The sequence below is a fragment of the Mucilaginibacter lappiensis genome (assembly GCF_900155965.1).
GTDB classification, from domain to species: domain Bacteria; phylum Bacteroidota; class Bacteroidia; order Sphingobacteriales; family Sphingobacteriaceae; genus Mucilaginibacter; species Mucilaginibacter lappiensis.
This window is the reverse complement of the sequence record NZ_FTMG01000001.1, coordinates 121408-136091: the sequence shown is the minus strand read 5'-3', so window position 1 is coordinate 136091 and position 14684 is coordinate 121408. Positions and strand designations below refer to the sequence as shown.

10 protein-coding genes are annotated in these 14684 nt (G+C 40.3%); 8 read left to right on the top strand and 2 right to left on the bottom strand.

Annotation, left to right across the window (positions count from 1 at the left end):
* The first annotated feature begins 155 nt into the window (after window positions 1-155).
* Window positions 156-812, top strand: coding sequence for a hypothetical protein (locus BW976_RS29170; RefSeq protein ID WP_175614003.1), 657 nt, complete (start codon window positions 156-158; stop codon window positions 810-812).
* A 289-nt stretch (window positions 813-1101) separates the two neighbouring features.
* On the opposite strand, the gene BW976_RS00580 is transcribed toward BW976_RS29170, so the two are convergent.
* Complete coding sequence (locus BW976_RS00580; RefSeq protein ID WP_245834587.1) at window positions 1102-2262, bottom strand: putative sensor domain DACNV-containing protein; 1161 nt, start codon at window positions 2260-2262, stop codon at window positions 1102-1104.
* A 159-nt stretch (window positions 2263-2421) separates the two neighbouring features.
* Here BW976_RS00580 and BW976_RS00575 point away from each other — a divergent pair, with 159 nt between their 5' ends.
* From BW976_RS00575 to BW976_RS00550, 6 genes are all read left to right on the top strand, one after another.
* Window positions 2422-3633 carry an MFS transporter gene (locus BW976_RS00575; protein WP_076369358.1) on the top strand — a complete coding sequence of 404 codons (1212 nt, stop codon included), beginning with the start codon at window positions 2422-2424 and terminating at the stop codon, window positions 3631-3633.
* Window positions 3634-3808: 175 nt separating this feature from the next.
* Window positions 3809-4333 (top strand): DinB family protein, encoded by a 525-nt coding sequence (locus tag BW976_RS00570; RefSeq protein ID WP_076370571.1) that lies wholly within the window; start codon window positions 3809-3811, stop codon window positions 4331-4333.
* 191 nt (window positions 4334-4524) lie between these two features.
* The gene (locus BW976_RS00565) at window positions 4525-5130 is read left to right on the top strand and encodes a TetR/AcrR family transcriptional regulator (protein WP_076369356.1); all 606 of its coding nucleotides are present in this window, start codon (window positions 4525-4527) and stop codon (window positions 5128-5130) included.
* A gap of 292 nt (window positions 5131-5422) precedes the next feature.
* Complete coding sequence (locus BW976_RS00560; RefSeq protein ID WP_076369354.1) at window positions 5423-6565, top strand: efflux RND transporter periplasmic adaptor subunit; 1143 nt, start codon at window positions 5423-5425, stop codon at window positions 6563-6565.
* Window positions 6566-6589: 24 nt separating this feature from the next.
* Window positions 6590-9787, top strand: coding sequence for an efflux RND transporter permease subunit (locus tag BW976_RS00555; RefSeq protein WP_076369352.1), 3198 nt, complete (start codon window positions 6590-6592; stop codon window positions 9785-9787).
* Window positions 9788-9814: 27 nt separating this feature from the next.
* Window positions 9815-11236, top strand: a complete 1422-nt coding sequence (locus tag BW976_RS00550) for a TolC family protein (protein WP_076369350.1) — start codon at window positions 9815-9817, stop codon at window positions 11234-11236.
* 77 nt (window positions 11237-11313) lie between these two features.
* On the opposite strand, the gene BW976_RS00545 is transcribed toward BW976_RS00550, so the two are convergent.
* The gene (locus tag BW976_RS00545) at window positions 11314-12483 is read right to left on the bottom strand and encodes an alginate lyase family protein (RefSeq protein WP_084191990.1); all 1170 of its coding nucleotides are present in this window, start codon (window positions 12481-12483) and stop codon (window positions 11314-11316) included.
* A gap of 476 nt (window positions 12484-12959) precedes the next feature.
* Here BW976_RS00545 and BW976_RS00540 point away from each other — a divergent pair, with 476 nt between their 5' ends.
* A complete protein-coding gene (locus tag BW976_RS00540; protein ID WP_076369348.1) occupies window positions 12960-14678 on the top strand; it encodes a beta-N-acetylhexosaminidase in 1719 nt (572 codons plus the stop codon).
* The last annotated feature ends 6 nt before the right edge of the window (window positions 14679-14684 follow it).

Here is a 14684-nt window from a genome sequence, read left to right as displayed (position 1 = left end):
CAAATTCAATTTGCATAAGCTTGAAAAACCTCAAATAGGTAGAGCAGTATTGCCATTTTTATACTTATTATAAAAAAAAATTGCCTGTATAATATTCGGATTTTATAGCAAAAATATCCCACTCAGTTTGCTTATAATTGCCGAAAATTTATCACATGAAATTAAAATCTATTCTTTATTTATTATTTGCGGTATTACTATTACAGTCTTGCGGAAAAGACGGGGCACTGGGGCCAACTGGAGCTAAAGGGGACACTGGAGTAACAGGTGCAACTGGGGCTACAGGTGCAACAGGCGCTACAGGGGAAACAGGATCTACAGGTGCTACCGGGGCAACAGGATCCACGGGTGCCACAGGTGCTACCGGAGCAACTGGTGCCACAGGCAATGCTAACGTATCAAGTTATATTTTCTTAAACCAATCAGTTGATACAACTACGTTAGCTATCAGGAGTGAATTATATTATCAATATAGCAAATTGTTTACTCTTCCCGACTCTGCATATAAGAAAGCGTATAATGGCGGGCTGATTTTTACTTATTTTAGAAATCCTTTAGACAAAGCAGGTATATGGTATCCAGCTAATGGCAATACTAATCCGCTAATTGCGTATTATAACAACGTTTACTTTACAACCGAAAAACAAGGTGTAAGGATGCATATTGAGGATCCAGATAAGGAATTTATTTTACAGTTAAAGTTTGATGTTCAAATAGTTTTGGTTCCGGCTTCGTCAGTTATAACAGTTTCTGCTTTAAAAGTAAATACAAAGGATTTGATGGCGGTTAAGAAAGCGCTTCATCTTAATTAAAATCCTTGAAGAATGGTGTAAGCTTTTATTTGCTTACTAATACTTCTCTATGTTATATAGGCGTACGTACTAAGTTGTGCCAACTACTAAATTGACGCTTAACCCGTAATATTTATACAAAAAGTGGGTTTACATGATTTTTGCATAAAATTGACTTAAATTATTTATTATCAATAATTTAAGTCAATTTGAACCATAAAAAGTGTAAACCATGTAAGCCCACTTTTTGAGTAATAAAGTGATTTTAAGACTTAGTTTTTAAAACCTCGTAAGTCTTTCGCCTAAAAGCTCAGAGTAAAAGAATATCTATCTGATGCGCATGAACCATATTCACCACCGGCGACCAAGCAAAAACGGTAAACCGGCCATCCTGAGAAGCTACAAGGGCTATAGCATCCTTTTGATCAAATACAAATTGAGCTGCTGATAAATGCCGCGTACCACCATTTTGTGCCGGGTGGATTATTTGAGTAGAGCAACCAACTACAGGTTCGGTAACGATAATCTCCTCAACACGAACGCTTTTAGAGGACCGGCCAATCTTAGCGCCAAAGGCCAACAACTCATGCTTGTCGTTTATTACTGTTGCTCCGTCTATAGAGGTTAGTCCACCGATGGTATCTACAGCCCGGCGCAGTTTTTCCTGCCAGGAGGTGTGGTATTTTTCTATCCCCTCATGTATCATGAGGTCGGTTAGTCCAGAAAAAGCTGGGGATACCGGATAAGATATCGGTGTAATGATCGATTCCTTCCAGTCATCATTTCCTGAAGGAACTACCAATAAGATTCCACCACGACGATGTGCCTGCATAGAAGCCGCCAATTGTACAAGTACATTCACCGGATCGTTCCAGGAGGATGGTAGTGTAAAATCAAGCATGGAAGTGAGGATGGTAGGGCAGTCGGAAAGGGTTGAGCCTTGTTCATCTACTACCTTAATGTCATCACCTTTTAATATAACGATGTTCACAAATTTGCCAAAACCGTCAACCCTGCGGTGCTTGATCACCAACAGCCCCGGTTCTATCACTTCCAATACAAAGCAATAAGCGGGTATGGCCAGCGTAGTGCCCCAAAGATAAAGTTCGCCGTCTTCAACCCATACCCCTAAATGTATGCCTGGCTGCTGAACAGCGGAGGCGAATTTGGTGAGAATATTTGGGGCAAGCGGTATCTTGTGACCAAACAACAAAGGTTGCCCAGCGCTTTCAGGAGGTAAAAATGCCAACGTAAACTTGGGCGAATATCCTTCTTCCCGGCGCAAGCTTGCCCAAAAGGCTATATCAATTATATTTTCAATGATACTAATATCAGGAGTAGGGGCGACAACATTGGCATCAACCTCGGTGTTAACCAATGAATGAAAATATTTAAAATGTCTTTCAACCGAAGGTGCTACAACCCGGGCAGCTTTATAAGTAGGTTCAGTGGACATGCTGCTGGTTTTCATTTTTTTTAATAGAATGCTTGTTGTGTTACCAAAAATAATGCTATTTACCTGCTGACACAAACAAATAGGTCAAAATTGCATTTGACGGATAAACTTATTACGGTATTATACAAAGCGCATGATTATCAGAGTATATTAATAAGCTGGTAATATTACCTCATGCTTGTAAATTATCTATATTTTTGCCCCTTTAATACAGGTATGGATCAGGTTACAGCTCGCGGGAAATTGAAATTACGAATGGCCTGCGGGGTATTCTTTTTTATTTCGGGGTTTGGCTACTCATCCTGGGCTTCACGCATACCATCCATACAGCAACAATTACATCTTAATGAGGGACAGTTAGGTGCGGTATTATTTGCATTGCCTATTGGTTTGATGCTTACCATACCCATAACCGCAAAAATGTTAAAGCATTTCAGCAGCCGGAGCATTATGTTGGTGGGAGCTATTACTTTTAACCTTTTACTTTGCTTACCAGGTTTTACAGCTTATGTATGGCAATTGGTAGTATTGTTGTTTTTCTTTGGCTCGGCACGTAATATATTTAATCTATCGGTAAATGCACAGGCTGTGAGCATACAGGGCTTTTATGACCGGTCTATCATGGTTACATTTCATGGTATCTGGAGTATGGCCGGTTTTGCAGGTGCGGCTGTAGGATATTTGATGGTATCTTTTAATGTAGCCCCATCTTACCATTTACTGTTTGTAGGGATAAGCATGATCATTATAACACTGATCTTTTATCCCCATGCTTACTATGAAAAGCCCGTTAATAAAATCAACCGGTCGGTTTTTACTTTGCCCGATAAGCACCTGATCAAATTCTCACTGATCTGCTTCGCATCCATGGCCTGTGAAAATACCATGTACGATTGGAGCGGCATTTACTTTCAAAAAGTACTCCATGCCTCAAAATCAGCAGCAACGGCTGCATTTGTAATATATATGGTGTCCATGACCATCGGGCGTTTTACGGGTGATAAGCTGGTGGCATCCGCAGGTATAAAGAAGGTGCTTAGTTTTAGTGGTATTTTAATATTGGCCGGGTTGCTTTTTTCTGTTCTTTTACCACATAATTATACAGTATATATAGGTTATGCTATGGTGGGGATGGGGGTATCCTGTGTGGTGCCTTTGGTATTTAGTATGGCAGGCAAATCGCAAAGTATGAATAGCGGGCAGGCATTAGCTGCCATATCAACCGTAGGTTATCTTGGCTTTTTGATTATACCGCCGGCGGTTGGTTTTATAGCACAGGCGGCAGGGTTGCGCTGGGCTTTTGGCATAGTGGCGGGTTTCGGAGCGTTGATCATTGTTATGGTATCAAAACTCAAACCACAAACCGAAGCTGAGGTTGTCCAATAATCCATTGCGCTTTCCGCTGGATGCCGTGGCCCAGGGAACAGATCATGAGTTTGTAAAATCTCGTGCTGAGATCAAAGATAGATGGGCCAAAAAATATGGATTTGAATTATAATTGTATCAAATTAAAAGTCCGGTAAAAAACACTAGGCTTTTAATCATCAAAAACCACCACAACATGAGCAATATTATAACCGAAACCAATGCGCTATCACTGCTGAACACAGCAATTAAAGTAGCTATATCTAACTGGGAACTGCAAAATACCCGACTCAACACTTTATTGGATAAATTAACCGACGAGCAACTGGCGGCGCAAACAGCACCCGGTCGTAACAGCGGCGTGTATCTGCTGGGGCATCTCACCGCCGTTAGCGATGGTATGTTCACTTACCTGGAACTGGGTGAAAGGCTCCATCCTGAGCTGGATAATCTGTTTGTGAAAAATCCGGAAGCCGCAGAGCTCGAAAGACCATCTATAGTAGAACTGAAATCTTACTGGACTAATGTGAACACACTGCTTAAACAACAGATGGAAGCATTACCGGCAGAAGCCTGGTTCGCCAAACATAGTGCTATATCAGTTGATGATTTTGAGCGAGAGCCACATCGTAACAAACTGAATATTCTGATTAACAGAACCATTCACCAGGGATATCATTTAGGGCAGTTGGTTTACCTATTGAGTAAAACAAACGTATAAAGCGATTTACGTGACAATTCAATGAAATGAATTTGACAAAAGGATGGTAAATAAAGTTTAGATCCTTTATACTTTTGCCTAACGCTGTTAAATGAATTAACAGTCGTTAGAAAAAACCGGGAACTGAAATAAAACCCGGTTGTTTTTGTAAAATCATTTAACACTGTTAAATAATTTAATTAAGTAAAAAAGTGGCAAGCAAAGAACGGATACAACGCTTAAAAGAAGAAACCAGGATTAATATTCTGGATGCTTCTCTCCAGATTGTAAAAGAGGAGGGTTGGCAAGCTTTGAGCATGCGTAAAATTGCCGATGTGATTGAATACACTGCGCCTATTATATATGAATATTTTGCCAACAAAGAAGCTATCCTGTTAGAGCTTACCCGGAAAGGTTACCTGATACTAACCCGTGACTTACAAGAGGTGAGAGCCAAACATGAATTGCCGGCAAAACAGTTAGAGGCCATGTGGTTGGCTTATTGGGATTTCGCAATGGAGAATAAGGAGCTTTATCAACTGATGTTCGGGGTAGAAATGAATTGCTGCTGCGATATGGTGGCAACTCTCGAAGAATCAGAAGGGCCGTACAATGAATTCAGTCAGGCTATTATTGAACTCATGCACATTGAACACCCAACCAAGGATATGGTCTGTTTAAAGTATTATACCTTTTGGTCTGTAGTACACGGATTAATATCAATTAATATCCTGCGTAGAGGTTACTCTGATGAAATGAACCAACAAGTATTAAAAGATGCCATTGGAACAATCATTAAATCAATAGAAAGGGTTTAAAAATTTGCCCATATTAAAACAGTGTTAAATTATTTAACACTGTTAAACATATAAAGTTTAAACATCTATCCATCAAGCACATAAATATATACAATCATGGACATCAACTTTTACCTATTACTCATTAACAGCATTAAGAAGCTTAAAACTGTTAAAACAAGCACAGCTTACCAGGGGCGTTAGCTGCATACAACAAGATCATATACACATGAACATAACTCAATCAACATATATGCAGACCATTAGGTCATTTCAATCTCTATCATTTATCATCATCAAAAATTAATTATTTATGAAAAGTTTCATTTTAGCGCTTTTAGCACTTTCATTATATGGTTGTTCTTCAAAGCCTCAAACACAGCAGGCTCCACCACCGCCATCTTTACCCGTAGCCGCTGTTACAGCAGGCACACAAACTACTTACCAGGAATACCCTGCATCAATAGAAGGTACTATTAATGTAGAGATACGTCCACAAGTAAGTGGTGCTTTAGATAAAGTATTTGTTGACGAAGGCGCTTTTGTAAGCGCAGGCCAGCCAATCTTTAAAATTAACGAGCAACCTTACCGCGCAGCTTTAAATAACGCGATTGCCGCTTTACATGCTGCCGAAGCAACCCAGCTTAATTCACAACTGGAAATTGATAAGTTAACTCCATTAGTTGAAAACAAAGTAGTTTCTGACTATCAGTTAAAAACAGCTAAAGCCACCAATCAGGTTGCGAAAGCAAACATTGAACAAGCTAAGGCAAACATATCAACCGCTCAGATCAATTTGGGTTATACCCTGATCAAAGCGCCAGTAAGTGGTTACATTGGCAGGTTAATTAAAAAACAAGGAAGTTTAGTAGCCCCAACAGATGTTGATGCACTTACTCAACTATCAGACGTACATGAGGTACACGTTTATTTCTCATTAGGCGAGAAAGATTTTGTAAACTTTAAAGAGCAATATCCTGGTCAAACCCTGGGCGATAAACTAAAACAACTGCCGGCAGTATCTTTATTATTGGCAGACGGTACTGAGTATGCTAAACAAGGTAAAATAGATATGATCGACGGCCAGTTTGATAAAAACACCGGCGCTATTACCGTTCGTGCAACTTTTGCTAACCAGCAAGGTTTGTTACGCTCTGGTAACACCGGTAAAGTTCGCTTGAGCCTGGAACATAAAGATGCTTTAATAATACCTGAATCAGCAACTGTTGATATGCAGGATAAGGTATTTGTATTTACCCTGGGTGATAGCAGCAAGGTGAAAAAACAGGAAATTAATATTGTTGGTAAAAACGGCGACAATTACCTGGTTAAAGACGGCGTAAAAGTAGGCGACCAGATTGTGTTAAGCGGTGTTGATAAATTACAGGAGGGTATGGTGATCCAACCTCAAAAGGCTACAGGTAAAGTAGCTGACGCCGCTGTAACAAAAAAATAATACATACACTTAAACTTTAAAGTCATGTTTCAGAAATTTATAGAAAGACCAGTACTCTCAACAGTTATCTCCATATTATTGGTGATCGTTGGTGTGCTTGGTTTAACAAAATTGCCCTTAGAGCGGTTTCCGAATATCGCACCTCCGTCGGTATTGGTTTCAGCTGTTTATCCGGGCGCTAATGCCGAGACTATTTTACGTTCCGTGACTCCGTCATTGGAAGAAGCAATTAATGGTGTGGAAAACATGACCTACATGACTTCCACTGCCAGTAATGACGGTACATTGGGTATCACGGTTTACTTTCAACAAGGCACCAACCCCGATCAGGCGGCGGTGAACGTTCAAAACCGTGTTTCACAAGCAACAAGCCAGTTACCTGCAGAAGTTGTACAATATGGTATAACTACTACCAAACAGCAAAATAGCTTTATTGGAGCTATGGGTATTTACTCAGAAGATCCTAAAAAATACGACGCGACTTTTGTAAACAACTATGCACAGATCAATATCATTCCCGAAATCAAACGTATTCCGGGTGTTGGTTCTGCCAGTGTATTTGGTGGTATTAAGGATTACTCCATGCGTGTTTGGTTAAATCCTACTCAGTTGGCTACTTACAAAATTACTCCCGCTGAAGTAATGACCGCCATACAGGACAAAAACCTGGAAGCAGCGCCTGGTAGGTTAGGGGAGCGAAGTAATGAAGCATTTGAATATGTAATTAAATATAAAGGTAAGCTTACTACGCCAGAGGAGTATCAAAATATTGCTATCCGTGCAAATGCAGATGGTTCTGTGTTACGTTTAAAAGATGTAGCTCGTGTTGAACTGGGCGCTTATAGCTATAGCAGTGTGAACCGTTTAAACGGATACGAAGGTATTACTATTGGTATTATACAATTGTCGGGCTCAAACGCCAACGAAATCCAGATTGCCATTGATAAGTTGATGGTAAAGCTATCAAAGGATTTCCCGGTAGGTATCAAATACAATCAATTTTATCGTACCAAAACCGACCTTGATGAATCAATTGACCAGGTGGAGCATACATTGGTAGAGGCTTTTATACTGGTATTTATCGTAGTATTTATATTCCTGCAAGATTTCAGGTCAACATTGATACCGGCCATAGCGGTTCCGGTGGCCATTATTGGTACCTTCTTCTTCATGAACCTTTTCGGTTTCTCTGTTAACCTTTTAACCTTGTTCGCCCTCGTATTAGCCATCGGTATTGTGGTGGATGACGCGATTGTGGTAGTGGAGGCGGTGCATGCCAAAATGGAGCACGACCCGAGTCTTACCCCGAAAGAGGCAACTACCGAGGCTATGCACGAAATTAGCGGTGCGATTATATCTATTACATTGGTTATGGCGGCGGTGTTTTTACCGGTTAGTTTCATGACAGGTTCAACAGGTATATTTTACAGGCAGTTTGCCTTAACAATGTCTATAGCCATCATTATTTCGGCTGTTAACGCCTTAACTTTAAGTCCTGCCCTGGCTGCTTTATTTTTAAAGAATAAGCATACTGCAGATGGCCACGAAGCACCTAAGCAAAGCTTTGTTGATAAATTTTACGCAGGCTTTAATGGAGGGTTTAATTATATGACCACCAGGTACGTTGGGGCCTTAAAAATTCTTATCCGTAATAAATGGATCAGTATGGCTGGGCTTGCATTAATAATTGTTGCTACAGTTTACCTGGTGAACAAAACAAAAACAGGCTTTATTCCAACTGAGGATCAGGGCTTTGTGGCTATCGCTGTCTCATCGCCATCCGGAACTTCATTAGCCAATACCAGTAAAATAATTAACCAGGCCGAAAAAGAGTTGAGAGCTTTACCATCAGCAAGATTTGTGATGGCGTTGTCTGGCTTTAACTTTTTAACACTATCCAACAGCCCATCAGCGGGTCAGATCTTCCTGTTGTTAAAACCTAATAAAGACAGGGGCGCCGTTAAGAATATTGATGATATACAAAATATAATAAGAGGGAAATTAGCTGGCATACCAAGCGGTACCTTCTTCGTGTTCAGCTTTCCAACTGTTCCTGGATTTAGTAACGTAGAAGCATTGGACGTACAGCTCCAGGATAGAACCAATGGCAGGTTAGATAAATTTAGCGGCGTAGCCAATAACTTTATAGGAAAGCTAATGGCAAAACCGGCAGTTGCTTATGCCTTTACTTCTTATAAAGCCAATTATCCTCAATTACAGTTAGAAGTTGATGATGAAAAGGCTAATCAATTAGGCGTAAGTGTCAGAGACATTTTAGCAACAATGCAGGCTTACTTTGGTACTGCGCAAGCTTCAGACTTTAACCGCTTTGGTAAATACTACCGTGTGATAGTTCAGGCTGATATTGCCGATAGGACCGACCCTACATCTATTGATCGTGTATTTGTTAAAAACAAGGCAGGAGAAACTGTGCCTATTAACACACTCGTTAAACTAACCCGTGTTTATGGTTCAGAAACTGCTTCACGTTACAACCTGTTTAACTCTATAGAGGTTCAGGCTATTCCTAAACCAGGTTACAGCTCAGGTGATGCTATTAAGGCAATAGAGGAAACAGCTAAAGAACAATTGCCAAATGGCTATGCTTATGAGTTCTCTGGCCAAACACGTGAGGAAATTTCCTCAGGCGGGCAATCGGCTGTGATATTTATGCTTTGTTTGATATTTGTATATTTCTTATTATCAGCACAGTATGAAAGTTACATTTTGCCATTGGCGGTAATACTTTCCATCCCTACAGGTATATTTGGTGTGTTTGTGGTATTAGGTTTAACCGGTATTGAAAACAACATCTATGTACAGGTAGCCCTGATCATGCTCATTGGTCTGTTAGCCAAAAACGCCATTCTTATTGTGGAATATGCGGTACAACGACGAAGAGCAGGTCATACTTTGGTTGATTCAGCTATAGAAGCAGCCAGGTTAAGGATAAGGCCAATCATCATGACATCACTCGCATTCGTATTCGGTTTGTTCCCGATGAGTATCGCTACAGGGCCATCTGCACAAGGTAACCACTCCATCAGTATAGGTGCAGCAGGTGGTATGCTTTCAGGCGTAATCCTGGGTTTATTCATCATACCGGTACTGTTTGTGATATTCCAATACTTGCAGGAAAAAGTTTCAGGAACACCAAAAGCGCCATCGAATACTAATGGTAAAGATGTTCATGTAACAGACTTTGAACTGGCTAAAAATTAATCAGGCATAGCTAAAAATTAAAAGAAAATGAAACGATATATAAATCCATACTCCTTTTTAATACTGATGGCTGCCTTTATAAGCGCCTGTAAAGTATCAAAGGATGTGGCCACTCCAAAAGCAGAGCTGCCTGCTAATTTCAGAAATGCAGCTAACACCAGTGATACCAGCAGTATTGCTGATGTTCAATGGAAGAGTTTTTTTACAGATGTTACGCTGCAAAAATTAATTGATAGCGCTATCGCTAAAAATTACGATATGCAGATCGCTGTTAAAAACATCGAAGCATCACAGTTACTGTTTAAACAGGTAAAATGGAACTATGTTCCTGAGCTTAACCTGAACGTAACGGCTAATACCAACCGTCCTTCAAATAACAGTGTTACCGGTTTAAGTTTAACCCAATACAATATTGGCAGCAAACACATCGAGGATTACAATGCTAACCTTGCACTGACCTGGGAAGCCGATATCTGGGGCAAGATCCGCAATCAAAGCAGATCGGCGCTGGCATCGTACCTTCAAACAGCCGAAGCTAAAAAATTGCTCCAAACTAACATAGTAGCCAGTGTATCACAAGGTTATTATAATTTATTGATGCTGGATGATCAGCTAGCTATAGCACAAAAGAATGTAAGGCTTAATGACAGTACTTTGCGTATTATCCGTTTACAATTTGATGCAGGTCAAACTACATTATTAGCTGTGCAACAGGCTGATGCTCAGCGCTTAGCTGCAGCTCAGTTGGTTCCGGGGTTTGAACAGAATATCGCTATTCAGGAGAATGCCATAAAAATACTAACTGGCTCACTTCCTGACAGGATTGAACGTACCGTTCGTTTAGAAGAGGTAGCTATACCTGAAAATCTATCAGCAGGCGTACCATCTGTAGTAGTAAGCCACAGACCGGATGTGAAAAGCGCGGAGTTAGCCTTAACTATTGCTAATGCAAACGTAGGCATAGCACAGGCTAACATGTATCCATCGTTAACTATTACCGGAACAGGTGGTTTAAATACCTTCAGAGCAAGCAACTGGTTTACTATCCCAGCTTCTTTGTTCGGTACTGTAGCCGGTGCTGTAGCTCAACCATTGTTTCAGCATAGACAATTGAAAACCCAGTACAAGGTTGCACTGGTTGATCGCGAAAAAACTGTTTTACAGTTCAGGCAGTCTGTTTTAAATGCTGTTGGTGAAGTATCTGACGCTTTAGTGAAGATTGAAAAGCTGAAAACACAGCAAGGCATTATTGCTGACCGTGTTAGTACTTTACAAAAAGCTACCAGCAATGCCAACTTATTATTCAGAAACGGACAGGCTACTTACCTGGAAGTGATCACTGCTCAAAGCAATGTATTGCAAAGTGAGCTTGATCTGGCAACCGTAAAGAATGCACGTTTAAACGCTGTATCAGACCTATACCGCTCCGTTGGCGGTGGCTGGAAATAAAAATAACTCCACCCCATATATATGCAAAGCGGCCCTGTAATATTACAGGGCCGCTTTTTTGCTTTAAAGCTTATTTTTTATAAGCCGGATACATTGAAATGTGTATAGCTTGTAAATCCTAAAAAGGTATTATCATTAGGTACACCATTTGGCGGATTAATCTCTCTTAATGATTTTAAGTTAGCGGTATTATATTGATTATAAGCAACCTCTGTTCCGGGAAATACGGGGCTGTTAACTGTACAGTAATTACAGCCTGTAGATTGATTGTAAGCTTTCCTCATAAAATCATATCCTGCACTGATCCTGCTTGAGTTGGCTGTCCAGATGGAGTTATCGCCTTGGATTTCGGCAATCTGAGCTGCATATGCCAATGCAGTTAAAGTGTACTGGTAATGAACACAATCTTGCCTGTCGCATAATTCAGGGAGTGTACCATCGCTTTGTATAACTATAGGCAGATAGTTTTTGATCATATCTTCACCATTTTGAAATACAGTAGCGCTGTTCAAAAATACACCAATAGCCATTTTTGCATATCCTGCCGAGGCATCCCAGTTGTTATTGTACGTGGTAGGGGTGTTGTTAATATAATTATTTTTAACCAGATTCAGAAAACTACTGAATTGGTTAATATCCGCAGCCGACCAACCCGAACCTACTCCGTTAACTTTGTAATACCTGATGATCTCAGCCGCGGCCACAAAGCTTGGCGTTGTCCATGAAGCTTCCAAATCTGGCTGATTAGGATTGGTGGAGGAATCCTTTAAGCCATAACCTTGAAAATTGTATGACCAGCCATTCAAGATAGCGATGGTTTGCTGCGCATAGCTGGCTGTGCCTGTTTTGGCCCAGCGCAAAGCTGTTGCATATGCCAGTTCGGCATCTTTACGGATCTGATCTTTGGACGGGGTAGTAGCTCCGTTTGATCCTACCACTACTGTAGATGGAAACGAGGTAGGATAGGAATGGCTGTTAATGTAATCCAGTACTTTTTGGTAGGAGGCTGTACGGGTTGCATCGCCTCCATTTACCTGGCCACCAATCAGATCTAAGCTGGCTTGTGTGTTTAATACGCCGGGATGCACAAAGGTAGTTACTGCTGATGTTGACAGCTTTCCGGAACTAGCAGGATTGTCGGATGCCACATTTTCCGGATTTGATGATTTTTTACATTGGTACAAAAATATACTTCCAGCAACCATGCCGATGGCGATCAGCATAGAGCTGATTTTCTTGTTTTTCATAATTTGAAATTTAGTATATGGTTTATTAAATGGTTTGCAAAAGAGCATAATAATCCTGTTCGGAAATTGCAGGGGCTCCGTTCAGTATTTTTATTGAAAAATTATTATTATTCGGTAAATATTGGTGACTCAAATCTATATGATATATATGTTACAACAAGCTGTTGATGAGTGATTTATTTACGAAAACGTTTGCGGTTTAGCTATAAAAAAGTTGAATTTATCTATAAGTACCCCTATGGATAGTGTATTTGTTGGGGGCATATTTAGGCTGTAGTTAGTGTATTTATTGACTGCGAAATATTATTATATAATACGAAAAATATATGGGGTGTGGTTGCTCAGAAGGAACTGGCAGCTTAATTACATAAACCCCGATTATATTACCGATTTTAACTTATTGCAAATAAATTACCTTGAAATAGCCATATTTTTGCTATCATAGCGGCACCCGCATTGATTTGAACTTTTATTGAATGAAATTTAAACTATTAGCAGCACTTCTTTTATTTTCTGTTTGCGTAAAAGCCCAAAACTTAAACATTATCCCACAACCACAGTCGGTTAGCAGGGGAGTTGGTCAATTTTATTTGAATAACCGCACCACTATTGGCACTAATGATACTACGTTGCTGGCCTTAGTTACTTATTTTCAGAAAGAAGTATATAAAGCGAAAGGTATTGCTCTTGTACAAAATAGTACAGGTTCCGGAAGCTTGATTGATCTGGTATTAACTAGCTCATCATCAATAACAGGTGCTTACACATTAAACATAGCAGCAGAACATATTACTGTTTCGGCATCAAATAAAGAGGGTATTTTTTATGGATTAATATCATTATTGCAGCTTATAAAGGATCAGCAGGCAGATAATGACAATAATTTATGTTTGCAAGACTGCAGAATAGCGGATGCACCACGTTATCAATGGCGAGGCCTTATGCTCGATGAGTCAAGGCATTTTTTTGGCAAACAAAAGGTAAAACAATTGCTTGACTGGATGGCTTATTATAAATTGAATAAGTTTCACTGGCACCTGACCGATGTTCAGGGCTGGCGCATCGAGATCAAAAAATATCCTAAACTGGCAACCATAGGAGGTATAGGCAATTACAGCGATACATCTGTGGAAGCCAAATACTATACACAGGATGATATCCACGACATTGTAGCTTACGCAGTACAACGGTTTATCACGGTAATACCAGAAATTGACATGCCGGGTCATGCAACAGCCGCAAATAAAGCTTATCCGGAATTTTCAGGTGGAAGTGTTGCCGGTTATCCCAATTTTACTTTCAACCCGGCCAATGAAAAAACTTATCAATACCTGGCCGATATCATCAAAGAAACCAATTCATTATTTCCGGCACACATGATCCATTTAGGTGGGGATGAAGTTGCTTATGGTGTTAAGGCCTGGTCCTTGGATACGGCTATTGCCCGTATGATGCAAAAAAAGAATTTTGATGGTGTTAACCAGCTGGAGCAGTACTTCTTTAAACGGATGGCGGATACCGTTACCAGTCTGAATAGTAAAATACTGGCATGGGATGAAGCCACCGGTGGAAATTTACCCCCTGATAAAACGATCATTTTTTGGTGGAGGCAAAACCTTCCTGGCCAGCTGCATCTGGCGCTTCAAAAAAATTACCAGGTGGTGCTTTGCCCGCGTTTGCCGCTTTACTTTGATTTTTTGCAGGATACTGGGCTTGTGGCCGGCAGAAATTGGAATGGCGTATTAAACAGAGTAACAGATGTTTATAATTTTCCAGACAGACAAGTGTCCGCTGAGGAACTGAATTCGAAACTTATTGTAGGGATACAGGCTAATCTCTGGACAGAAAGGATAGAATCAGAAAAACGCCTTGATTTTATGCTGTTTCCGCGTATAGCAGGGCTGGCCGAGGCTGCATGGACTTCAGCAGAACAAAAGAATGAACTGGCATTTACCGATAAATTAAAAGCCGATTTTAAAAATTACGACGCTGCCGGTATTTATTATTATAACCCCTTTGATCCATCTTTCCATCCGGAGGTTGTTGATTTTGTTCCTCGTATTAAACCGGTTAAAGCGCGATCATATGTTCGCCATACTTCAAAACGGGGACATGGAAAAATAAGCCGAAAGAAACATACAAGCTCTAAAAAGGGTCACAAAAGCTCAAAAAGACCTCATAAAAAAAGGAAATAACCTACG